The 22,446-nt window shown below is 45.5% G+C and carries 18 protein-coding genes and 2 pseudogenes; 8 read left to right on the top strand and 12 right to left on the bottom strand.

Going from position 1 to position 22,446, the window contains the following annotated elements; translation table 11 throughout:
- Window positions 1-7: 7 nt before the first annotated feature.
- Genes R8N46_RS03440 through R8N46_RS03420 form a run of 5 tightly spaced genes read right to left on the bottom strand, consistent with a single transcriptional unit; the run spans window position 8 to window position 5,882 of the window.
- The gene (locus tag R8N46_RS03440) at window positions 8-1,147 is read right to left on the bottom strand and encodes an enoyl-CoA hydratase/isomerase family protein (protein WP_017821198.1); all 1,140 of its coding nucleotides are present in this window, start codon (window positions 1,145-1,147) and stop codon (window positions 8-10) included.
- An 8-nt stretch (window positions 1,148-1,155) separates the two neighbouring features.
- On the bottom strand, window positions 1,156-1,941 hold the full coding sequence (locus R8N46_RS03435) for an enoyl-CoA hydratase (RefSeq protein ID WP_161444588.1): 786 nt from the start codon (window positions 1,939-1,941) through the stop codon (window positions 1,156-1,158).
- Between the two features lie 38 nt (window positions 1,942-1,979).
- Window positions 1,980-3,134, bottom strand: coding sequence for an acyl-CoA dehydrogenase family protein (locus R8N46_RS03430; RefSeq protein ID WP_171345439.1), 1,155 nt, complete (start codon window positions 3,132-3,134; stop codon window positions 1,980-1,982).
- 19 nt (window positions 3,135-3,153) lie between these two features.
- Window positions 3,154-4,647, bottom strand: a complete 1,494-nt coding sequence (locus R8N46_RS03425) for a CoA-acylating methylmalonate-semialdehyde dehydrogenase (RefSeq protein ID WP_171345584.1) — start codon at window positions 4,645-4,647, stop codon at window positions 3,154-3,156.
- Between the two features lie 23 nt (window positions 4,648-4,670).
- Window positions 4,671-5,882 (bottom strand): acetyl-CoA C-acyltransferase, encoded by a 1,212-nt coding sequence (locus tag R8N46_RS03420; protein WP_318098097.1) that lies wholly within the window; start codon window positions 5,880-5,882, stop codon window positions 4,671-4,673.
- Window positions 5,883-6,157: 275 nt separating this feature from the next.
- Here R8N46_RS03420 and R8N46_RS03415 point away from each other — a divergent pair, with 275 nt between their 5' ends.
- The 5 genes from R8N46_RS03415 (at window position 6,158) to R8N46_RS03395 (ending at window position 11,175) form a co-directional block, all read left to right on the top strand.
- Window positions 6,158-6,532 carry a MerR family transcriptional regulator gene (locus R8N46_RS03415; RefSeq protein ID WP_017821195.1) on the top strand — a complete coding sequence of 125 codons (375 nt, stop codon included), beginning with the start codon at window positions 6,158-6,160 and terminating at the stop codon, window positions 6,530-6,532.
- Window positions 6,533-6,598: 66 nt separating this feature from the next.
- A complete protein-coding gene (locus tag R8N46_RS03410) occupies window positions 6,599-7,768 on the top strand; it encodes an isovaleryl-CoA dehydrogenase (protein ID WP_104976552.1) in 1,170 nt (389 codons plus the stop codon).
- Window positions 7,769-7,793: 25 nt separating this feature from the next.
- Window positions 7,794-9,398, top strand: coding sequence for a carboxyl transferase domain-containing protein (locus R8N46_RS03405; protein ID WP_104976551.1), 1,605 nt, complete (start codon window positions 7,794-7,796; stop codon window positions 9,396-9,398).
- A 29-nt stretch (window positions 9,399-9,427) separates the two neighbouring features.
- Complete coding sequence (locus tag R8N46_RS03400) at window positions 9,428-10,267, top strand: enoyl-CoA hydratase-related protein (protein WP_053303724.1); 840 nt, start codon at window positions 9,428-9,430, stop codon at window positions 10,265-10,267.
- Window positions 10,267-11,175 carry a hydroxymethylglutaryl-CoA lyase gene (locus R8N46_RS03395; protein ID WP_213972152.1) on the top strand — a complete coding sequence of 303 codons (909 nt, stop codon included), beginning with the start codon at window positions 10,267-10,269 and terminating at the stop codon, window positions 11,173-11,175. Before R8N46_RS03400 ends, R8N46_RS03395 begins: the two co-directional genes overlap by 1 nt.
- 46 nt (window positions 11,176-11,221) lie before the next feature.
- Here R8N46_RS03395 and R8N46_RS03390 read toward each other — a convergent pair whose 3' ends face one another.
- From R8N46_RS03390 to R8N46_RS25720, 3 genes and pseudogenes are all read right to left on the bottom strand, one after another.
- Complete coding sequence (locus R8N46_RS03390) at window positions 11,222-12,100, bottom strand: DMT family transporter (RefSeq protein ID WP_213972151.1); 879 nt, start codon at window positions 12,098-12,100, stop codon at window positions 11,222-11,224.
- A 391-nt stretch (window positions 12,101-12,491) separates the two neighbouring features.
- Window positions 12,492-12,851: pseudogene (locus R8N46_RS25725) on the bottom strand (methyl-accepting chemotaxis protein); the annotation flags it as partial.
- Between the two features lie 174 nt (window positions 12,852-13,025).
- Window positions 13,026-13,712: pseudogene (locus R8N46_RS25720) on the bottom strand (PAS domain-containing protein); the annotation flags it as partial.
- A 972-nt stretch (window positions 13,713-14,684) separates the two neighbouring features.
- Here R8N46_RS25720 and R8N46_RS03380 point away from each other — a divergent pair.
- The gene (locus R8N46_RS03380; RefSeq protein ID WP_169674288.1) at window positions 14,685-15,044 is read left to right on the top strand and encodes a phosphate-starvation-inducible PsiE family protein; all 360 of its coding nucleotides are present in this window, start codon (window positions 14,685-14,687) and stop codon (window positions 15,042-15,044) included.
- 419 nt (window positions 15,045-15,463) lie between these two features.
- Here the strand turns inward: R8N46_RS03380 and R8N46_RS03375 are convergent, their stop codons facing one another.
- Both R8N46_RS03375 and R8N46_RS03370 read right to left on the bottom strand, forming a co-directional pair.
- Window positions 15,464-16,072, bottom strand: a complete 609-nt coding sequence (locus R8N46_RS03375; RefSeq protein WP_213972149.1) for a MarC family protein — start codon at window positions 16,070-16,072, stop codon at window positions 15,464-15,466.
- A gap of 279 nt (window positions 16,073-16,351) precedes the next feature.
- Window positions 16,352-16,777: a TraR/DksA C4-type zinc finger protein gene (locus R8N46_RS03370; protein WP_017635733.1), complete on the bottom strand. Its 426-nt coding sequence runs from the start codon at window positions 16,775-16,777 to the stop codon at window positions 16,352-16,354.
- Window positions 16,778-16,967: 190 nt separating this feature from the next.
- On the opposite strand from R8N46_RS03370, the gene zigA reads away from it, so the two are divergent.
- Complete coding sequence (gene zigA / locus R8N46_RS03365) at window positions 16,968-18,167, top strand: zinc metallochaperone GTPase ZigA (protein ID WP_045417917.1); 1,200 nt, start codon at window positions 16,968-16,970, stop codon at window positions 18,165-18,167.
- A 145-nt stretch (window positions 18,168-18,312) separates the two neighbouring features.
- Here zigA and R8N46_RS03360 read toward each other — a convergent pair whose 3' ends face one another.
- On the bottom strand, window positions 18,313-19,527 hold the full coding sequence (locus tag R8N46_RS03360; RefSeq protein ID WP_213972148.1) for a CobW family GTP-binding protein: 1,215 nt from the start codon (window positions 19,525-19,527) through the stop codon (window positions 18,313-18,315).
- Window positions 19,528-20,050: 523 nt separating this feature from the next.
- Complete coding sequence (locus R8N46_RS03355) at window positions 20,051-21,310, bottom strand: peptidoglycan DD-metalloendopeptidase family protein (RefSeq protein ID WP_005375721.1); 1,260 nt, start codon at window positions 21,308-21,310, stop codon at window positions 20,051-20,053.
- 147 nt (window positions 21,311-21,457) lie between these two features.
- On the opposite strand from R8N46_RS03355, the gene R8N46_RS03350 reads away from it, so the two are divergent.
- Window positions 21,458-22,330, top strand: a complete 873-nt coding sequence (locus R8N46_RS03350) for an aspartoacylase (RefSeq protein WP_017821070.1) — start codon at window positions 21,458-21,460, stop codon at window positions 22,328-22,330.
- The last annotated feature ends 116 nt before the right edge of the window (window positions 22,331-22,446 follow it).

Below are 22,446 nucleotides of genomic sequence, written 5' to 3'. Positions count from 1 at the left end.
ATTCTCCTTATTGACCTAGTGTTTGTTCACCCAAATTAGCAAGCGGATGCTCGTTATCTGACCAAAGCGAGGTAAACAAAGTATCGATAACATCTTCATCGACTTCACTGACACTGTTAAATATCCAGCTCGGCTCGCCATCCCGGTCAATGAGCCGAGAACGGACGCCCTCTTTAAACTCACCTAATAAGGCACTGCGAACCGACAAACTCAACTCTAAACGGAAGCAATCTGCAAGCGGTAAGCTGTGGTACTCTTTCACTTGTCTAAAGCAAATATGCGCGGTGATCGGACTGCCCGATGCGAACGTTTGTTTCGCGTTTTCTATCCACTGACTGTTCCCGTCGATAGCCATGATTCGCTGTGCTATCGCATTAAGATCAAAGCCTTTGCACGCTTCCTCTATCTGATCTAAGTATGGACAAATTTGCGTGGTTGGTTTGCTATCAATAACCTGTTCTTCCATTAATTGTAGTAGCGCAGTTACCAACTCTTTCGCATCTTCTTTGCCCCACTGGAGCCGCTTTAGCTCATCCAGTAAGGTGGGATACTGCTCTTCCAACAGTAACCAATCGGCCAAACCAATAGTGACAGCGTCACTTGAATTTACCATTGAACCTGTCAATCCGAGGAATAAGCCCACTTGCGGATCTATCTGGCTTAAAAACCACGTACCTCCCACATCAGGATACAGTCCGATATTGATTTCTGGCATAGCAAGGCGTGATGTTGTTGTCACAACTTTATGGCTGGTTCCCATAAAAAGCCCCATCCCACCGCCCATGACAATACCTTCTCCCCAACCGATAATGGGTTTGTTGTAAGTGTGGATGAGATAGTCACACTCATACTCCAACGAGAAATAGTTCGTACAGAACTCTACGATTTTTTCTTTACTCTCGTTATGCATGACGTGATACATAGCTCGAACATCACCACCAGCACAGAATGCTTTTTCTCCAGCGCCAGTCAGTACCACACAAGCCATATGTGGATCATCTTGCCACTTGATAAGCTGATCGTTGAGTTGGACCAACATGTCATACGTCAATGCATTCAATGAAGCGGTGTTTTCTAACGTTGCGATACCAATGCGGTGCACGCCATCTAAGCACTCTATTTCACTAATGGTTACCATCCCTGCCATGTGGCCTCCTATCGGTTTTTCCATTGCGGTGGGCGTTTTTCTAAAAAGGCGCGAACACCCTCAACTTGATCTTCCGTATCAAAGAGATTCAGAAACAACTCTCGCTCTTTCATGAAGCCGTGCTTAAGTGGCGCAGAGCGCATATTTTGAATGAGCGCCTTACATGCGGCGACAGAAGATGGTGACTGGTTCGCAACAGATTCAGCAAGTTCCAGCGCTTTACTTAAAGCTTCACCTTTGGGAACCAGCTCCTCAACTAGGCCTAGTTCTTTTGCTTTGTAAGCGCTGACTTGCTCTCCACATAAAATGATACGCTTTGCCCAGCCTTCCCCTACTAACGCTGTGAGGTTTTGGGTACCGCCAGCGCAGGGCAAAAGTCCGACTTTGGCTTCAGGTAAAGCAAGTACCGCTTGCTCTTCAACTACTCGAATATCACAAGCTAATGCCACTTCTAAACCTCCACCCATGGCGTAACCATTAATGGCGGCAATGGAAACACCACGGAATTCCGAGAGCGTTTCAAAGGCTTCACCAAAGCATCGCGCCATGTCTAACGCAACCGCTTTGTCACCGTCAGAAAATAGCTTGAGATCTGCACCAGCAGAGAAAAATTTTTCTCCACTGCCGGTTAAAACCAGTGCGTAGACCTGCTTATCATTGTTAAGTGTGAGTATCAGCGACTTCAGTACCTTGAGGCTCTCTGCTGTCCACGTATTGGCTGGCGGGTTGTTCATCGTCACCACCGCAACGTGATTAGTGATCGTATGTTGAATGGCTTCTTGGGTTAATGGCATATCTGAATCCTTTCTCAATGAGCAAATCCAATACTTCGCTAAAGCAAAGCCGACTCCTCAGAGAGCAAACGACGTGCGATGATCAAACGCATAATTTCGTTCGTTCCCTCCAGAATTTGATGCACACGCACATCTCTGAAATGACGCTCCATTGGATACTCTTTGATGTAACCATAGCCACCATAAAGCTGCAGCGCGTGGTCGCAAACCTGAAAACCTACATCGGTTGCGAACCGTTTTGCCATCGCGCAATAAGCCCTAGCATCAGGGTCATTTCGGTCGAGTTTACTGGCGGCATAGCGCACCAACTGCCGCGCAGCCACTAGCTCTGTCGCCATGTCTGCCAATTTGAATTGTAAGGCTTGAAACTGCGCAAGCGGCTTGCCGAACTGCTTACGCTCTTGAATGTACCGTGCCGCCTGATTAAGGGCCTGTTGAGCCGTACCGACGGAACAGGTCGCAATATTTATACGCCCTCCATCAAGCCCTTTCATCGCAAAGACAAAACCTTGCCCTTCTTCGCCCAGTAAATGGCTAGCTGGAATAACGACATTTTCAAAAGTAACCGCTCGTGTTGGTTGGCTGTTCCAACCCATTTTGGGTTCTTTGCGCCCATAGCCGATACCATCAGCGTGAGCAGGAACAACAAATGCGGACACGCCTTTGGCACCTTCATCTCCGGTTCGCGCCATCACGACCAAAACATCTGTCTCTCCTGCGCCAGAGATAAAGGTTTTGCCACCATTCAGCACGTAAGTATCACCTTTTTTGCTCGCGGTTGTGGCCAACGAAGCGGCATCCGACCCCGCATTAGGCTCGGTTAAGCAATAGGAGCCTAACCACTCCCCCGTAACTAATTTCGGACAGAACTGCGTTTTGGCTTCATCGGTAGCAAAACTGGCTATCATCCAACTGACCATGTTGTGAATCGTCATAAACGCCGTAGTGGACGTACATCCCATGGCCAGTTGTTCAAAGATAATTGAAGCATCCAAGCGACTCAGCCCTAGGCCACCTTGCGCTTCTGGAGTGTAGAGACTGAGAAACCCCAGTTCCCCCGCCTCTCTCAATACGTCTTTGGGGAAGATCTGCTTTTCATCCCACTCCGCCGCCATCGGTGCTAAACACTCATCGGCAAATTGCTGAGCGGTATCGGCAAATGCACGTTGATCTTCATTAAGTTCAAAGTCCATAAAAGCTCCTTCTATTCACTCAGCGCAGTTGGATGGTCAAATTAGGCCCCGTTGGAATATCGTCATCAAACCAACGTGCCGTCACCGTTTTAGTCTCGGTATAAAAACGTACCGCTTGTTTACCATACGCATGTAAATCACCATAGAAACTGCCTCTCCAACCAGTAAAGGAGAAAAATGGTAAAGGGACTGGAATAGGCACATTGATCCCAACCTGACCGACTTGAATGTCATGCTGATATTTTCTCGCAGCAGCGCCATTAGCCGTAAAAATGGAAGTGCCGTTCCCGTATGGGTTGCGATTCACCAACTCAATGGCCTCTTGCAACGTTTCGACTTCCATACAAACTAAAACAGGGCCAAATATCTCTTGCGTGTAAATCGACATATTCGCTGTTACACCGCTAAACAAGGTTGGGCCAATCCAGTTTCCATCGGGAAAGCCTTCCACTTCACACTGACTGCCATCCAGTTCACACACTGCGCCTTGTTGTTTGCCATCTTCGATTAGGTCCAATACGCGTTGTTTGGCTTGCTCACTGATCAGTGGGCCATAAGCAGCTTGCTCATCGTCCCAAGGCCCTGGGTGTACTTTCGCCATTGCCTGTTTAAGGTCTGTAATCCATTGTTTTGAATCGCCGACAAATACCGCAACAGAAATTGCCATACAACGCTGCCCCGCCGCCCCAACGGAGGACCCCACTAAGTTATTCACCACTTGTTCCTTGTTCGCATCAGGCATGATCACCATGTGATTTTTAGCACCAGCAAAAGCTTGAACGCGTTTAAAGTGTTTCGTACCCGTAGTGTAGATATAACGGGCAACAGGAACCGAGCCAACAAATGACACCGCTCGAATATCAGGATGAGCCAGCAGAAAGTCGACTTGCTCTTTGCGGCCATGAACGATCTGCAACACCCCTTTTGGCGCGCCGGCTTGCTCAAATAGTTCGGCTAAACGAATAGAGGTCAATGGCACTTGTTCGGAGGGTTTGAGCACAAACGTATTGCCCGCAGCGATGGCGATTGGGAACATCCACAACGGAATCATGGCAGGAAAGTTAAACGGCGTGATCCCACAACACACACCTAAGGGCTGAATCATTGAGTAACTATCAATATCCGTGGCAACGTTTTCGACGGTTTCTCCCATCATGTTGCTAGCAATGTTTGCCGCCTGCTCAACCACCCCGATACCACGCCACACATCGCCTTTGGCATCCGCTAAAATCTTACCCGTCTCATGAGAAAGCAGTGTGGCAAGCTCATCATGATGTTCTTTGAGCAAGTGCTGATAGCGAAGCATGACTCTGGCACGCTCGGATACTGCCACTTCCTTCCAGGATTGGAATGTCTCTTTCGCATTATCAATGGCAGCTTCCATCTCGTGCTCTGTGGAACATGGAACGTACGCAATGACATCATTAGTGGCAGGATTGGTTACCTCAACCCAATCCGATGTTTGAGATTCACGAAACTCGCCACCAATAAACAAGGGAACCAAACGAGTCATCATTTACTCCTTTCTGATTTCAATTAAAGCGGTATTTCAATGCCTATCGCCGTGGCTTCTCCACCACCGATACAAAGTGACGCAACACCCCGCATCACTTTTTTGGCTTCGAGATCACCATTGGTGCCTAGCGCTTGTAGCTGACGCAAACTGTGAATCAATGTCACCAGAATTCGTGCGCCACTAGCCCCTATCGGATGCCCAAGTGCACAGGCTCCACCTTTAATATTTACTTTGCTCGTATCTAGTCCAAGTTCCGCCACCGCTATTTGTGTCACAACGGCAAAGGCTTCATTGATTTCCCACAGGTCCACTTCATAAATTGACCAATCTAGCTGGAACAGCAGTTGCTCAATTGCGTAGACGGGTGCCAAAGTAAATTCTGCAGGTTTTCTGGCATGTGTAGAGTGCGCCTTGATGATCGCAAGTGGTTTAAGCCCCTGATGACGCGCAGTGTCTTCATCCATAAGCACAAGAGCCGCCGCGCCATCTGAAATGGCACTCGAATTAGCAGCGGTCACCGTACCTTTTTCATCGAATGCAGGTTTGAGTTGAGGAATTTTACCAAGGTCAATCGAGCGTGGGTGCTCATCGTAGTCCAGCACCGCTTGTTCTGACTTGGTATTGAGTGAAACCGGCGAAAGTTCATCGGCAAACAAGCCTCGCTCTTGAGCTTCCAACGCACGTTTTGCCGACATCACGGCCCATTCATCCATTTGCTCTCTGGTGAACTTAAGCCTGTCAGCGACTTGCTGAGCATAAACACCCATTAAGTGCCCTTCGTAAGCATCTTGTAGCCCATCGATAAACATGTGGTCATACGCAGACTGGTGCCCCATACGCATTCCCTTTCTCGCCTCCCTCAGCAAATACGGCGCATTGGTCATACTTTCCATACCACCAGCAATGGCAGAGCGAATCGTTCCAGCTTTAATGAGATCGTGCGCTAACATGACGCTCTTCATGCCAGAGCCACACACTTTGTTAATGGTGGTGCACCCTACACCCAAAGGAAGATCTGCCCCCATAGATGCTTGCCTCGCAGGAGCTTGTCCACACCCTGCTGGAAGCACACATCCCATGAACACTTCATCCACCGAAGTCACATTCACTTCGTGCATTGCCGCCTTGATCGCCAGTGCGCCTAATTGAGGAGCAGAGTAAGTTTGCAACTTGCCTTGAAAGCGCCCAATTGGCGTTCTTTTCGCGCTGACAATCCAGATGTCTTTTCCCATGATTCGCATTCCCTTAAGGTATATGTGAACACTTGGCAGACTGATGACACCCTACATAGAATTACTCACCAAGCGCCACACCAGCCTTTATCGCCTTTTTCACTAACAAACTTTCATTCCGCGATTTCTTGACGTTTACGTAAGCATAGCACTAGCCTTTACAATGAGATGAAAAAACACACCAAGCAGACGTTTATATTTCAAAGTTGATGTTCGGCCTTCCCATTTAAGGTTCGATTTCCAGAAACTGGATTTTTATTCGAGGTAAGTATGTTATGGAAAAATACAAGATCAGTGACCTCGCCAAGGAGTTTGATATTACTACTCGCAGTATCCGGTTTTATGAAGACGTGGGTCTGATTGAACCAGAGCGAAAAGGCAATATGCGCGTTTATCAACGCAGGGATAGAATTCGCCTCAAACTGATTTTAAGAGGGAAACGACTCGGTTTTTCGTTGGCAGAAATTCGTGAACTTTTCGAGCTCTACGACATGCAACAAACCGAAGGACAGTTATTGAAAATGCTCAATATCATTGAAGAGAAACAAGCCGTCCTACAGCAACAACTCAACGACATCAGCGTCGTTATGGCAGAGTTGAATGCCGCTAAGGAGCGTTGTATTCAAACACTCAAAAGCAAGCAGACATAAACGCTATACTCAATTAGCAACACCGCTACAGGCTTTTCCACCTTACCTCTGATACCGGGAGACGTTATGAAAAGCACCTATACCCCACTCAATTTCGGACTTGGTGATACCATCGATATGCTCCGAGAGCACGTTAATGCCTTTGCTACCGAACATATTGCGCCCATCGCCGCGGAGATAGACCGCGATAACCAGTTCCCGAATCATTTATGGCCTTTGTTCGGAGAAATGGGGTTGCTTGGTGTGACCGTCGATGAAGAGCTTGGTGGTGCAGGCATGGGATACCTCGCTCACGTTGTTGCCATGGAAGAAATCAGCCGTGCCTCTGCATCTGTCGCTTTAAGCTACGGCGCTCATTCTAACCTGTGCGTCAACCAAATCTTTCGTAACGGCACGCCTTCTCAACGCGAAAAATACCTTCCAAAACTCATTGATGGTACGCACGTTGGCGCCCTAGCGATGAGTGAGCCCAATGCCGGTTCAGACGTGATAAGCATGCAACTGAAAGCGGAGAACAAGGGCGACCATTTTGTACTGAATGGCAACAAAATGTGGATAACAAATGGGCCCGATGCTGACGTAGTGGTGCTTTACGCTAAAACAGATGTCAGCGCAGGTTCACGTGGCATTACCGCATTCATTATTGAACGTAACTTCGCAGGTTTCACTCATGCTCAAAAGCTGGACAAGCTAGGCATGAGAGGCTCGAATACTTGCGAACTTGTATTTAACCATTGCGTAGTGCCAAAAGAGAATATTCTTGGCGAGTTGAATCAAGGCGTCGAGGTGTTAATGAGTGGGCTGGATTACGAGCGCGTCGTCCTCGCTGCCGGACCACTCGGGATAATGCAAGCTTGCATGGACATTGTGGTCCCGTACGTACATGAACGAGAGCAGTTTGGAAAATCCATTGGCGAGTTTCAGTTAGTTCAGGGCAAGATCGCCGATATGTACTCTCGAATGAGTGCAGCAAAAGCGTATGTATATACCGTCGCAGCGGCTTGTGATCGAGGTAACGCAACACGCAAAGACGCCGCTGGCGCGATTTTGTACAGTGCAGAACTCGCCACACAAATGGCACTCGATGCAATCCAGTTGCTCGGTGGGAATGGCTACATCAATGAATACTCTGCTGGTCGTTTGCTACGTGATGCAAAGCTTTATGAAATCGGCGCGGGTACCTCTGAGATTCGCCGCATGTTAATAGGCCGAGAGCTGTTCGAAGAATCTCGCTAACGGAACATACGACAAGGAAGTCATTATGGCCATTATCAAAAGTAAAACTAAGCCAACTGACGAGTTATTTCTTTCCAATAAAGCTGCGATGGAAACGTTGGTCACTCAACTTAATCAACACATCGAGACCATCAAACAGGGCGGCGGTGAAAAAGCCATTGAGCACCAGAGGCAAAAAGGAAAACTCCCCGCACGAGAACGCATCGCGCGCTTGCTTGATGACAACACTGACTTTCTTGAAATCAGCCAGTTTGCCGCCTGGCAAGTGTATGACGAAGCGATCCCCTGCGCTGGTGTTATCGCCGGCATTGGTATCATAGAGGGGATTCAATGCATGGTCATCGCCAACGATGCTTCGGTAAAAGGCGGAACCTACTACCCACTCACGGTAAAAAAACACCTTAGAGCACAAGAGATTGCCCAACGTTGCCAACTCCCCTGCGTGTATTTGGTGGACTCCGGTGGCGCAAATCTCCCTCATCAGTCCGACGTCTTCCCCGACAAAGAACACTTTGGTCGCATTTTCTTTAACCAAGCGAGAATGTCAGCGAAAGGCATCCCCCAAGTTGCTGTTGTGATGGGGCTTTGCACTGCTGGGGGCGCGTACGTTCCTGCCATGGCGGATGTGTCCATTATGGTTAAAGAGCAAGGCACCATTTTTTTGGCGGGGCCACCTTTGGTGAAAGCGGCCACTGGCGAAGTCGTGACGGGTGAAGAGCTCGGCGGTGCAGACGTGCATTGTCGAAAATCTGGTGTCGCAGATTATTACGCTGAAAATGATGAACATGCCCTAATGCTTGCGAGAGAAGCCATTGCCAATGCCAATAGAACAAGACCTGTTAAGCCAGAAAACACCGTGCTTCCTCCCCGCTACGACGCAGAAGAAATCTACGGAATCGTGAATGCCAACTTACGACTGTCATTCGACGTTCGAGAAATTATTGCCCGCATCGTCGATGATTCTGATTTCGACGAATTCAAAGCCTTGTACGGCAGAACGCTAGTGTGTGGTTTCGCTCGTATTCAAGGACACTTGATTGGCATTGTGGCAAACAACGGTATCTTGTTTTCTGAATCGGCACAAAAAGGCGCGCACTTTATTGAGCTGTGCGCCAAACGGAAAACACCGCTTCTTTTTCTCCAAAATATTACCGGCTTTATGGTCGGAAAAAAGGTTGAAGAAGAAGGCATCGCAAAACATGGCGCCAAGCTAGTGATGGCCGTCGCTTGTGCTGACGTGCCGAAGTTTACCGTGATCATCGGTGGATCGTACGGCGCTGGTAATTACGGCATGTGCGGCCGAGCGTATGATCCAACCATGATGTGGATGTGGCCGAACGCGCGTATTTCTGTGATGGGCGGAGAACAAGCAGCAGGCGTTTTAACACAAGTTCGAAAAGACGCGAAGGAACGTCAGGGGGAAGCGTGGTCAGAGCAAGAAGAGCACATTTTTAGAGAATCGATCATAGACTTGTATGAAACACAAGGACATCCCTATTTTGCGAGTGCTCGGCTATGGGATGACGGAATTATTGACCCTAAAAAAACGCGTCAGGTGTTGAGTCAAGCGTTAATGGCAGCATTAAACGCCCCCATTCCTGATAGCGAGTTTGGCGTCTTCAGAATGTAAACATCCAAAGATGAATTAAGGAAGTTAGTATGCAGGAAATGCAACCAAGCATTATTCCCAACGCCCAAAGGCAAGATGATGTTCTTTGGCATGTCGATGATAATGGCGTAGCGACCATTACCCTAAACAGAACAGCCAAACACAATGCTTTTGACGCTTGTACGATCGACTTGCTGATCCACCGCCTAGATTATCTCGCTTTACGAACGGATGTGCGGTGCTTGGTATTAAGAAGTAACGGTAAGCATTTTTCATCCGGGGCCGATTTGAATTGGATGCAGTCGATGGCCGACAGCACGAGGCAAGATAACTTCGTTGATGCCCAAAACTTGGCAAGACTCATGGAAACATTAGATTCGTTCCCTCAACCCACCATCGCAGTTGTTCAAGGTTCCGCTTATGGTGGTGCTTTAGGGTTGATTTGTTGTAGTGATATCGCCATCGCAAGCCAAAGTGCCAACTTTTGCTTAAGTGAAGTTAGGCTTGGTTTAGTTCCAGCAACCATTGCGCCTTACGTCATGCGCGCGATGGGGAATAGACAAGCTAGACGCTATATCTTAAGTGGTGAAGTCATTTCAGCCGAAGATGCCGAACGGTTTGGTATTGTGCACGAAGTGAAAGAAGCCAAACAGCTTGAAAGTGCGGTCGGTAGCGTAATCAAGACTTTACTACTGAATAGCCCAGATGCGATGCGTAAAGCAAAAACGCTCTGCCATCAATGTCATCAAAACCCCATTGATCAACAACTGATTCACTATACTAGCAAGCTCATTGCGGACATTAGAGTATCACCCCAAGGTCAAGATGGGCTGCAAGCGTTTCTTGAAAAACGTAGCCCAAGTTGGGTCACCAAGTCACAGGACAAGTAATGCTACCTTCCAAAGTAAAGATTGTCGAAGTAGGTCCTAGAGATGGGTTGCAAAATGAATCTCCTGTTGCGACCCAAACTAAAATCCGGCTGATCAACTTACTCTCTGATACTGGGTTAACGCATATTGAGGCGGGCTCTTTTGTCTCACCCAAATGGGTGCCACAAATGGCGGACTCAATAGAGGTCATGAAAGCAATAACACGGCGAAATCATGTTACCTACTCTGCCCTGACTCCAAACCTAAAAGGCTTAGAACAAGCGTTGGAGGCTGACGCCAATCAGGTCGCAATTTTCACTTCATCCTCAGAAGGATTCTGCCAACACAATATCAATTGCTCGATTGCAGAAAGCCTAACTCGCTTCGAACCTGTAATGCGATTAGCCACCAAATACGGCATCCCTGTTCGTGGCTATCTATCCTGCGTTGCCGACTGCCCTTACGATGGCCCGACAGCCCCTAAACAAGTGGCGAGCGTGGTCAAATCACTCATCGATTTAGGGTGTTATGAGGTGTCTCTAGGCGACACAATCGGTACAGGCACGCCAAACCGTATCGCTGCTATGCTGGAAGCCGTCATGTTGGTTGCACCTCTTCGCCAGCTTGCTGTCCATTTCCACGACACATGGGGACAAGCTCTCACCAACATTTATCAGGCACTGAGTATGGGCATCAATACCATCGACAGTAGTGTAGCTGGGCTGGGTGGATGCCCATACGCTCAAGGCGCATCAGGAAATGTCGCAACGGAGGATGTACTGTATTTGTGCCAAGGGTTAGGAATAGAAACAGGGATCGACTTAGAGCTACTGGCTAAAGCTGGCTGGATGATCAGCGAAGAGCTGGGTCGGCAGCCTACATCAAAAGTGTCATTAGCATTGCGTAACCGCGTATTATCACTTTCGTAGAAGGCCATCCGGCACCTCAAATTCTCCCAACCCAAGTTAATTTGCTCTACTTTCGGGTAGGGAAGCGAAACCGCCCGCCAGTACGATAAATAATTAGAGAAAATAAGATAAGCACACAACCTACTAGTTTATTTGCCGTTAGCACTTCGCCATACCACAGCACGCTCAGAATAACCGTCCAAACTGGTTCTAATATCATAATTAGAGCAGCGTTACCTGCCTGAACAAATTTTTGCCCCATGGTTTGCATTACGTAACGCAAGCTCGTCGCTAATAAGGTACTCAACGCAAACCACCACCAAATAGAGGAGTCCACCTCAGCCGGGAAAGATTCCATAAAAAATGAAACCAACAAACCTAAGCAACCTGCTGAAAAAAGTTGCACGCAAGTAAGCAGCAGCACAGGTAGTTTTTGAGAGTATTTGCTGTTCACATTAAAATGAAGCGCCAAAACCAGTGCTGCACCAAGAAACCACAATTGACTGGCCGATTGTTTCCAGCCACCAACTAAAGAAAGACAAGCAAGACCTAATACAGCGATAGGCAAAGAAAGCCAGAAAATTCGTTGTGGTCGTTGACGAAACATAACCCATGCAACAATCGGCACAAACAGCATGGAAAGGCTCATGATAAATGCGCCTTCCCCAAGAGTATCACTGATAGAAATAGCGTAAATCCATGTCATAACGGCACTGCCTAACAGGAGCCCGACACCACCAGCAGAAAACACATCTTTTAAGTTTGCTTTCAGCAAAGGTCGGTAACATAGAGGCAGTAAGCAGAGCGAAGCGATAGTAAATCGCGCCCCAATAAAGCCAAAAGGTGGTAAACCCTGTATTGTTTCCTTAGAGAATATCCAGCCAAGTGCCGCGATCATCGTCGTCGCAACCAGAATAACCGTCGCTTTGCGTTCTGAGTTAAACATAAGTACTCACAAAATATGGAACACACAATAGCGCAGCAAGAGAGTTTTACTGCGCTATTGTGTAAATTTGAAAGGGGTTTGTGTCGAGCGAAAAAGTGAAAGCCCGATCCTCTCTTGTATTGTTGTCACGCAGATTGAAGTTCTGCTGCTAGATACATTAAATGCAGGCAAAGTCTTAAGGCAAGCCTTTTCGCATACTAAATTACTTTAGCATTCTATACAGCAAGCAAACTGGCTAAAACCTGTACCAGGTGTCGAACTACCTCCCCTTCAAAACGCTTAACTTGACTGCGGCAGGAGTAGTATTGCGACTTCAGCGCTCCTCAATACAGGTTGAATAAGGCGAATTGCTTTTTACCCATCGCCCCTACAATGAAAACTTATTGATTAACTACAACGAGCGGTTAAATTGCTCCACGGCCTCTACAACACGGCTAGCGCCATCTTGTATTTCATTCATCACATTGCCTGCTTTTTCAGAGAGCTCTAGCGTATCTAGTGCTTCTTTTTGGCATTTAGCGATCAGCTTAACTGCGTTATCTGTTCGCTGTAGGTTTTCACTTACCATTGTGACAATTTCATCGGTGGTTGCATTGGTTCTTGTAGCAAGCTGTCTGACTTCATCAGCAACAACGGCAAAACCTCTGCCATGCTCACCCGCACGAGCCGCTTCTATCGCCGCATTTAACGCCAATAAGTTAGTTTGGTCAGCGATACCACTGATGCTATTTACCAACTCGCTAATACGCGATGAGTGCGCTTTAAGCTCGTCAATCGCGGTGTTCGCTTGCTGCATTTGCTCGGAAAGTATCTGCATCTTTTCTAACGTTGAGCCTATAACCTCTTGCCCTTGCAGGGTTTGTGTTCCAGTTTCTTGGGAGATTTCATTCGCCAATTGCGCAGCCTGGGCCATTTTCTGTTCCTGCATCACCTGCAGGGTAATATCTGTCGCGAACTTAACGACCTTGTAGAGCTCTCCTCTGTCGTTATGGATAGGGTTATATGAAGCCTCTAACCACACCTCTTCACCATAACGGTTAACTCGTTTGAATCGCTCTGATGAAAATTGCCCTTTTGCTAAACGTTGCCAAAACTCACGGTAAGCTTGAGAGCTCGACTCTTCCTGATCACAAAACATGCGATGATGCTTCCCTAGAATCTGATCAAGCGTATAACCCATTGTGTTTAAGAAATTATCGTTGGCTTTTAAAACATGGCCATCTAATGTGAACTCAATCACCGCCATAGAACGACTTAATGCATTTAGCATGTCCTCTTGCTCACGGGATGATTTGATCGTTCGCGTAAGTTCAGAAGCAAAAACAAAAAAGCTTTCTACTTCTCTGCGCTCATTTAAAACAGGCTGGATAATCGTTCTTAACCAGGCTTCCTCACCATTACCTTTCTGTACTTGCAATGCCCCATTCCAGAACACTTTATCTTGGACGGCTTTCTTCATTCGATGGAAGTGGTCTGTATTGCGCGAATTTGACGGTACCAATTCAGTAATTGATTTCGTTAAGATCTCATCATCATGTAAGAAAAGTTCTTGCTGTAGTTTAGTATTTGCAGAAGTAATGATACCTTTACTATCCAATGTTAAGCGGATCATCTCTTCATCTAAACTGGTTTGGATTTGCTGCAGGATTTGCAACTCCTGCTTTAATCGTTGATTTTCTTGTTGAAGCGACTTATTAAAAAACATGACTTTCTCTCATTTGACCGACCTTCGGATTAGTCAAAGGTTTATTATTTGTATACCGAATAAACTGCAAGCGGCAAAATCGTTTGGTTGCATATTCAAACGCGATTTCTATTTCTTATCAAAGGACCCCGCAGGGAATACGGCGATTTTTTCTCCAGTGTAACCTAAGCGCAGTATACTGAAATTTCTTCAGCACCCAAGTTGTTTATATATTTATCAATATTAAAGCTCTTTATCGCCAATTTGAGGTTTGTATTTGTGGATATACTTATATGGAGAAGTGGTGTGTTCAGATCAATAAGCCTTTTCATTTAAAAAAAGGGCCTTGACTTAGTTCCAATAATTTTCGCCGTTTTACCGCTTTTCCACCCGACTTTTGAGCGATTACCCACTCCTTATTCGCTTGTATTTCTATTAACAACGCACGGAGGAACCAGCAACAAGCGCATCGATTTGCCCAGTATCAATACGTTGTGGTATCCGCTCATTCAGTTTGCCGTGAAGGTGATGAATCACCACCTCACCAGTCGACTCTTCACGATCAGAAATGAGGCAATGAGGTAATGAGGTAATGAGGTAATGAGGTAATGAGGTAATGAGGTAATGAGGTAATAACGCATGACACCAGAGATTACATTATGTGTCCAACATTGTGCCCACTCCTAAGTTTCATAACTTCCTTCCCTCGGACGCTTCTATCTCTCACCACAGCAACTATGCTTTAAACGACATGTATTCAATTGTCTAGCTTCAACATATGAAGGTTAAGTGAACATAAACAAGCGAAGGAAACAGGGCCATGGAAGTCGATAAAAATGATAAGTTAACAAAAAATTACAGATAGTGATTCATTGGTCTGTAAGAGTATTGTCGATAGTTATGTTGTTTGTAATCGTCATGGGTGTGATAGATGTTGCATGGACGATATATCAAAAACTTATCACGCCACCTAAACTCATTCTGACGATTTCAGATATGCTAGCCACTTTTGGTGCTTTTATGGCCGTTTTAATTGCTATTGAAATTTTCATCAATATAACTATTTACCTGAGAGAAAATGTTATTCATGTAAAAATCGTCATGGCCACCGCGCTGATGGCAATCTCCAGAAAGGTCATTATTATAGACTTTGAAACCTTGTCTCCAATGTACCTGATTGGAATTGCGGCTGTAGTTCTTAGTATGAGTCTTGGTTACTGGCTGATCCATAAACTGCCCAATAAGAGCCATACTGAATAAACTTCTCAGCCTCCCGAATTTTCAGATACTCTCAAGGCATGAAAAAGTCTTGTCTTGGCACGTTGGAAGCTAATAAATTCCTCCATGCTAGGCTCTATATACTGCGAGACTACAAGATTATAGAGTAGTGCCTAGGCGGAGAAATTATCGATATTATTTTCTAGCAGCTAATCTTTGAGTATTGGCACAGCTCAATGGGGCAAGTGTTGCTCCAGTTCCCCATCTGATTTATACCCTCAACATCTATGTATTTTAATTTCAACTTTTCCGTGATCCTCTTAAACAAGGTCGTCACGAATAGCCTGAAGGATTACATCCGGCTAAAAGTAACCGCCAGAAAAGTGATTGTCAGGTGGTCGGTCATCTCGCCGTAAAATTAGCTCTTAACGCATACGTTCAGCTCAGTTTGCGAAAAAGCCTTAAAGGTCAAAGTAACTTTCAATCCCATTCAGAGTGTTGGTCGTGGCCACAGCGGCTAATATCAACCCCATGATCCGACTTACAGCACTAGCTCCTGTATTCCCAATAATCCTGTGTATGCCGCTGGCCATTAATAGCAAGATATAAACAACCAATAGTACCAGCAGCATCATAGCCACTGTCTGGACTTGCTCCCAAATATTAAACCGCACGTTCTCTGTGAGTAAAACGGCGGCTAATATTGCGCCAGGGCTAGCAATTGATGGAATGGCTAGAGGAAAAACTGCTGTATCATGATGACTATTGAGCGTTCTGATTTCTTCTGCTGGTTTACTCTCACCAAATATCATAGTCAAAGCAAACAAGAACAATACGATACCGCCCGAGATTTGAAACGCAGACAAGGGAATACGCATTGCTGTAAGTATGATTTCACCAGCAACAACAAAAAACAGTAGGATAGCAGCGGAGAATAGAGTCGCAAAAAGAGCGACCTTACGCTTTGCCACTTCTTCATAGCTTTTTGTGGCTGCGATAAAAACGGGCACAGTACCTATGGGATCGATGGCAGCAAAGAAAAAGATAAAAGTTGCCACAAAGTCAATCATGCTACTTTCTCCAGTACCAATTTAGCTTTAAGGATAGAAGATCAGCTTGAAGTAGCAGAGAAAATGTTTGACGCTAACATAGCGAGAGCTCATTCAGAAAAACAAAAATGGTGCGTTATTTACAATACAGAACTTACTTCTATCCTATCGATAACTATTAATATCTCAAAGGTAATGACTACCATACCTAACGGTAGTCGCCATCGCTTTAGACTTCTCAGAGAACATCAAAAAAACAAGTGAACGAGAAGAATATCGACGTCATAAGATAGTGAGGCTTTAGTGTTTATACCAGTGCTCTTTTGACTCCATTTGGGCTTTCACTTCTGCACTATATTCAGCGGTAGGTCGTGCCAATAACCTTGGAATGCCGATAGGTTCTCCGGACTCTAAACAATAGCCATACTCCCCTGTGCGCAAGCGAGCCAACGATTGTTGAATCTTAGGTAACAACTTTTGCTCTCTATCTATGATTCTTAATGCGATTGCAGATTGCTCCTCACTGGACGCCCTATCGCTTTCGTCACTGAATTCCATTGGCGCAATCATCTCTTCTTTCGCACGTTCAATATGCGCTAACGTCGATTCATAAAGCTCAAATAATCGGTTTTCAAAAAACGCGAGCTGAGCTTCATTCATATAATCCGCCTCGGGCGCTGCAAGAATTTCTTCTTCTGTCATGACATGCTTTTTCTCTTCGTTCATAGAACCTCCACACCGAGATAAGAGTTCGATCTCTAAATTCCGTACATCTGAATCTGTATAACTTAACGACGAATGAATGCGCCAATAAGGTACAGTACTCGACACAGTCACAAACTGCTTGATGCCAGAGTTAAGATCACCGACTATATCAATTGTTATATTATAACATTACACTATAAAGAGCATGAGCATGAACACCCAGAAACTCCCTGTTACGGTTTTGTCCGGCTTTCTAGGCGCAGGAAAAACAACCGTTTTAAGTCATATTCTTAACAATAGACAAGGCAGAAAAGTCGCGGTCATCGTCAACGACATGAGCGAAGTCAACATCGATGCGGCGACCGTTCAGAATGAAGTTTCTCTCAACCACAGTGAAGAAAAGTTGGTTGAAATGAGTAACGGCTGCATCTGTTGTACCCTGCGTGAAGATCTACTTGAAGAAGTTACTAAACTCGCACAAGAAGGCAGATTCGATTACTTAGTTATCGAGTCCACTGGCATCGCCGAGCCACTTCCCGTTGCAGAGACTTTTACGTTTGCTGATGAAAACGGGCTCTCACTTTCAGACGTTGCGCGTTTAGACACAATGGTTACGGTGGTTGATGCGATTAACTTTCTGCGTGATTACGATGAAGCTAAGTTCTTAACAGAGACAGCCGAATCCTTAGGTGAAGACGATGAACGCAGCGTCGCCGACTTGCTCGTTGATCAAGTAGAGTTCGCTGACGTTATCTTGATAAGTAAAACCGACCTCGCTGAGAAATCAGAAATCGAAAGGCTTCTTGCGATTCTCAGAACTCTCAATACATCCGCCACCATCCTTCCTATCTCGAATGGTGAAGTAGAACTTGATGCGGTACTCGACACACAAAGCTTCAGTTTTGAAAAGGCACAACAAGCCCCAGGTTGGTTGAAGGAAATGCGAGGCGAGCACATACCGGAAACCGAAGAATACGGCATTTCCAGCTTTGCCTATCATGCGAGACGCCCTTTCCATCCAGAGAAGTTTTACGACTTCCTCCACAATGCGAAAGATTACGGCAAACTGATTCGTTCCAAAGGCTACTTTTGGCTAGCAACAAGACCAGAGTTTGTCGGTCAATGGAGCCAAGCGGGAGGCATCGCACGTTATGGTGTTGCGGGTATGTTTTGGAAAGCGATTCCGAAGGAGGAATGGCCGACGGATCAAGATTACCTCGAGGCTATAAACGACATTTGGCAAGAACCATACGGCGATATGCGACAAGAATTGGTGTTTATTGGTCAGGGATTAGAGCAAGAGAAATTGATTGCTCGTCTTAACGAATGCTTGTTAACAGAAGATGAGATGGAGCAAGGGCTCGACTATTGGTTATCTCTGGAAGACCCTTTCCCTGAATGGGAACAGTAAACGACTGAGATACAAAAAGCCTCCCACCATTCGGGAGGCTTTTGTTACACAGAGCCAATTTTGGTATACCGAGCCAACGCAACAAGTCCGCTCTTGGTACAAGCCGAGATTCAAACATGTGGCAATGGAATCTTCACCAGCGCAATCAAAACGTCTTCTTCTGACTCAACTTAGCTATTTTCTTTGGCCAAGGATCTTCAAATGTTGCCCCCTGTTGCCATTGCTCCAATTCCGCATCCGTTAAAAAGCAGCTTTCCAGCGCATCAATAAACACATCGACTTCGTTTTCTTGACCAATCACCGTTAAGCGACAACGACGATCACCAAAGCGGCTTTCAACACTGTCTATCTTATCTTGCAGGATTTGACGATGTTCTTCAGTGAAGTTTTGCGATTCGTCATTGATTACCGAAGCACGCCAAAAGCCTGTAATTTCAAGCCCCACATTGCCATTCGCTTGGCTCCAAAGCAGTGAAACATCGTCTCGAGTTGGAAACCAAAAGAACCCTTTACTACGGAACACACCTTTAGTTAAATACTGATGGCAGGTATTCCACAAACGCGCAGGATGAAAAGGTCGATCATCTTTGATCACTTTGGCGACAAGGCTTTGTTCGTCTTTATCAGAGAGATTCAACGGCTCATTCACCGTCTCACGAAGTTCTGCGATTAACTGCTCAACGAGGAAGAAATTGTAGTCTTGCTCACCTTTCAACATGCGGATATCCAAGTTTCCCCATGACGTTTTGATTATCTCGGTGTAAACATTAAGCGGATGAATCCCCTGCGCGATGTTGCGAACGGTATTGTCATCCACTTTGTCCGTCTTGGTGAGCATGACACGGTTTGAGAACATAATTTGCTCTACCAACAAGTTTTCAACGCCGCGAACACCCTGCTTTACGTTCTCTTGCCACTTCGGAATTAAGGCAGAGCCTTGTCGATAGTCATCTCGCAACCAAGTCGCATCCACCAACGTAATCACGTCTTTGAGAGCGAATGGTGCGTTGTTTTTAAAATACTCAACCAAAGGCAAAGGATGACTACTGCCCGACGTTTCAATCACAATCCATTCTGGCCATTTTTCTGCGCAGAGCTTTTTAAGGGCTTTATCGAGCTGCCTTACACCACTCGGGCTGCTGATGCTGTCTCCACTGATCGTGACAAAGTTGCCCTGCTCTTCACTCACCGCATCGGTATTTAAGATAAGCACGCCATCAACGTCTAACTCACTCATGTCATTCACAATAACGGAAAGATCAATACCAGAAGAATCGGCTTGTTGAAGAATGTTGCGTAAAAAAGTGGTTTTCCCTGACCCGAGAAACCCATGCAAAATAGTGACTGGAATTGATGGCATACCTTTGACCTACAAACTCTGAATAAACACATGTTATAACATAACAATTTGATGAGTTATAGAAGGAATCCAATTGCTGTCTTAGACCCAAAGCTTAAGAATCGGTAAAGACCACAGAGACTGATTTTTCAGAACTCGCCTTCGTTTCTCAGCACGTTTCATCACCAGCAAAGGTCTGACTATTGATAAAAATAATAAGTGGTTACAAAACGACCATTGCTTTGTTTATAAAATTGGAGAAAGATGACAATACAGCGATTTATAGGAGGTGGTGTTATGACTTTAGTTCTTACCGTTCTTATTTTCCTAAGTTGTATTGCGATGCTCGCAATTGGTGTGATGTTTTCACGTAGGCCGATCAAAGGCGGAGATTGTTGCAAAGCGTCCGATGTTGCGGATGTGGACGCACGTAAAAGAAAAAATCGCAGTCATTATTCTTCTAGGAACACATATTGAGACTCACCTATTGCTCCAACCTCATAACACAAAATAGCATAACTGAGCCCTAACAAATTGTCGGGACTCAGTTTTTCGTTTCTACTAGATAATCAAACTCTGATACTCGCGCCAAAAATGAAGGTTTCTGGATGTTAGGAAGCGACTTCGCGATAGGTAAGTCGGCTTTCATTGCATCAACCGGACGATTACGAACTAAAACTTCAAAATGTAAATGTGGTCCGGTTGAACGACCAGTATTCCCAGAGAGGGCTATTTTTTGCCCACGCTTTATAACTTGACCTTTTTTAACCAAGATTTTATTCAAGTGTAGGTAACGAGTTTTGTACACACTGTTATGTTCAATCACTAAATAATTACCGGCATAAGGGTGCTTGCGGACCGCAATTACTTTTCCATCCCCAGTAGAATAAACTGGCGCACCGATTGGTGTCGCGAAATCCGTTCCGTTATGCGGGGTGACTCTTCCCGTCACTGGGTGTTTACGCTTAGGGTTAAACCCAGAGGTGATTCGGCGGTATGCCCTATCGACAGGATAACGGTTAAACGCTCGCTCCAAACTGTTACCAGCTCTATCATAGAACCGTCCATCCTCGGCTAGAAATGCAGCGACTTCGCCCTTCGCTAAGTTAAAAGAAATAGCCTTAATCTCACTATTGCCAGTTTTGTATTCACCTAAATATTGCTGTTTCACTAATATATCGAAACGGTCACCGGCTCTAAGAGATCGCGCAAAATCAATCTTATCTTTCATCACCTGCGTAATATTTGCGACGTGGCCTGATGCCAATCCTACTCGATGTGCCGAGACTGAAAAACTCCCTTTGATTTCTCCCGAAAATAAGGTTTCACGCCATTCCCCTGAAATTTCCTGAAATTCGTAAGAGAAGGAGCCATCGTTTTCTCTAGTGTAGATAGCCTTCTCTACAAGGCTCATATGATAAATTAGTCGACTCAATTGCCCCATGTCATCCATCACTAATTCAAGCTCTTCTCCGGGCTTAATCATATCTAGCTGGAGGTGATCAAGATCAACTGAGAGAATTTGCTGCAAAATACCGTAAGGGAGACCCAATTGAGCGAAGATACCACTGAGCGTATCTCCCACTTTAACTATGTAGTGTATTTGTTTAGGTTTAGGCAACGGAGTCAAACTGCTATCTGAGGGAACCACTATCTTTGATGATGGAGGTGGTGACGAATCACTGCTTTGATTCAGTTGAGTGCTGTGACTATCTTGATTTGGCTCATCCTCTGTAGGTAGAAGCAAAGCGACCGAAAAACAAAACACAGCAACGATTAAAGCAATAAATTTAAACTGACTCATGAGAAACTAAGTATCAATAACAACGATTGTTATGTTATAACATATCTAGGATTGTTTTTACTCAGTTTAGTAAACGTTTATTCAGTTCACTGGATTGGCTAAGAGAAGACCAGTCATTCAACCCATTCTCTTTGAGAAGGCTCAATAATGAACACATTCAATTCAGCACTTATCGTTGCAGGAACACACGGAAACGAACTTTCTGGTATTTATTTACATAAACTAATCAAAGAAAAACGTTACTCTGTCAATAGATCAACCTTTTCAGCCTGCTCGATCATCGCAAACTCCGAAGCAGCAAAACACAACGTCCGATACATCGATACAGACTTAAATCGCGAGTTCTCAGCAATGAATAGCAATCATTGTCCTGATTTGCATGAAAGCAAGATTGCACATCAATTTATCGAGAAATATGCAAACCAAGAAAAACTGTTGATTGTTGACCTGCACAATACAACAAGCAATATGGGAGCGACGTTGATTTTGCTTTCTAACGATGTGTTTTATCGGAAACTGGGCGCGTACGTCAAACAACGAATGCCATCAGCACATGTCCTTTTCGAAGAGCGAAAAGAATGGCAAGAGCAACCTTACCTTTGTACTGCTGGGCAATATGGAATAATGATTGAGGTCGGGGCGCAAGCACATGGTGCGCTAGAGTACAGTACGTTGGAGTTGATGAAACAGATGCTTACCGCAGTATTGGACTATGTTGAAAAGCACAACCTCAACCAAATAGGCTTACTGAGCGATTATGAGGCGTTTTTTTACACCGAAGAAATCAGGGTTCCACTTGATCAAGAGGGTATGCGGCAAGCACTAGTACACCCTACTATTTGTGGCAGAGATTTTGAGGCGGTCAAACCAGGAGCACCTTTATTAGCGACTTTCGCTGGTTATGATATCCATTGGAATGGCAAAGGGGAAATTTACCCGCACTTTATCAATGAGAGCGCCTACAGTACCGCAAATATAGCAATGGCCCTCGCTAAAAAAAGACGTGTTTCTTCCGTGTAACTTAAAGCAAGTAATTAGGCCACGTGTAACGTGGATACCTCACCCCATGAATAAAACTGTGCCTGAACCGCATAGGCAGAAAATACGGGTACTAACCCCACCCTAATACGGCAGCA

The organism is Vibrio sp. 1874, assembly GCF_033344395.1.
In the GTDB taxonomy this organism is placed as follows: domain Bacteria; phylum Pseudomonadota; class Gammaproteobacteria; order Enterobacterales; family Vibrionaceae; genus Vibrio; species Vibrio alginolyticus.
Note: the sequence above shows the minus strand (reverse complement) of the source record. Positions and strands in the feature narration are given on the sequence as shown.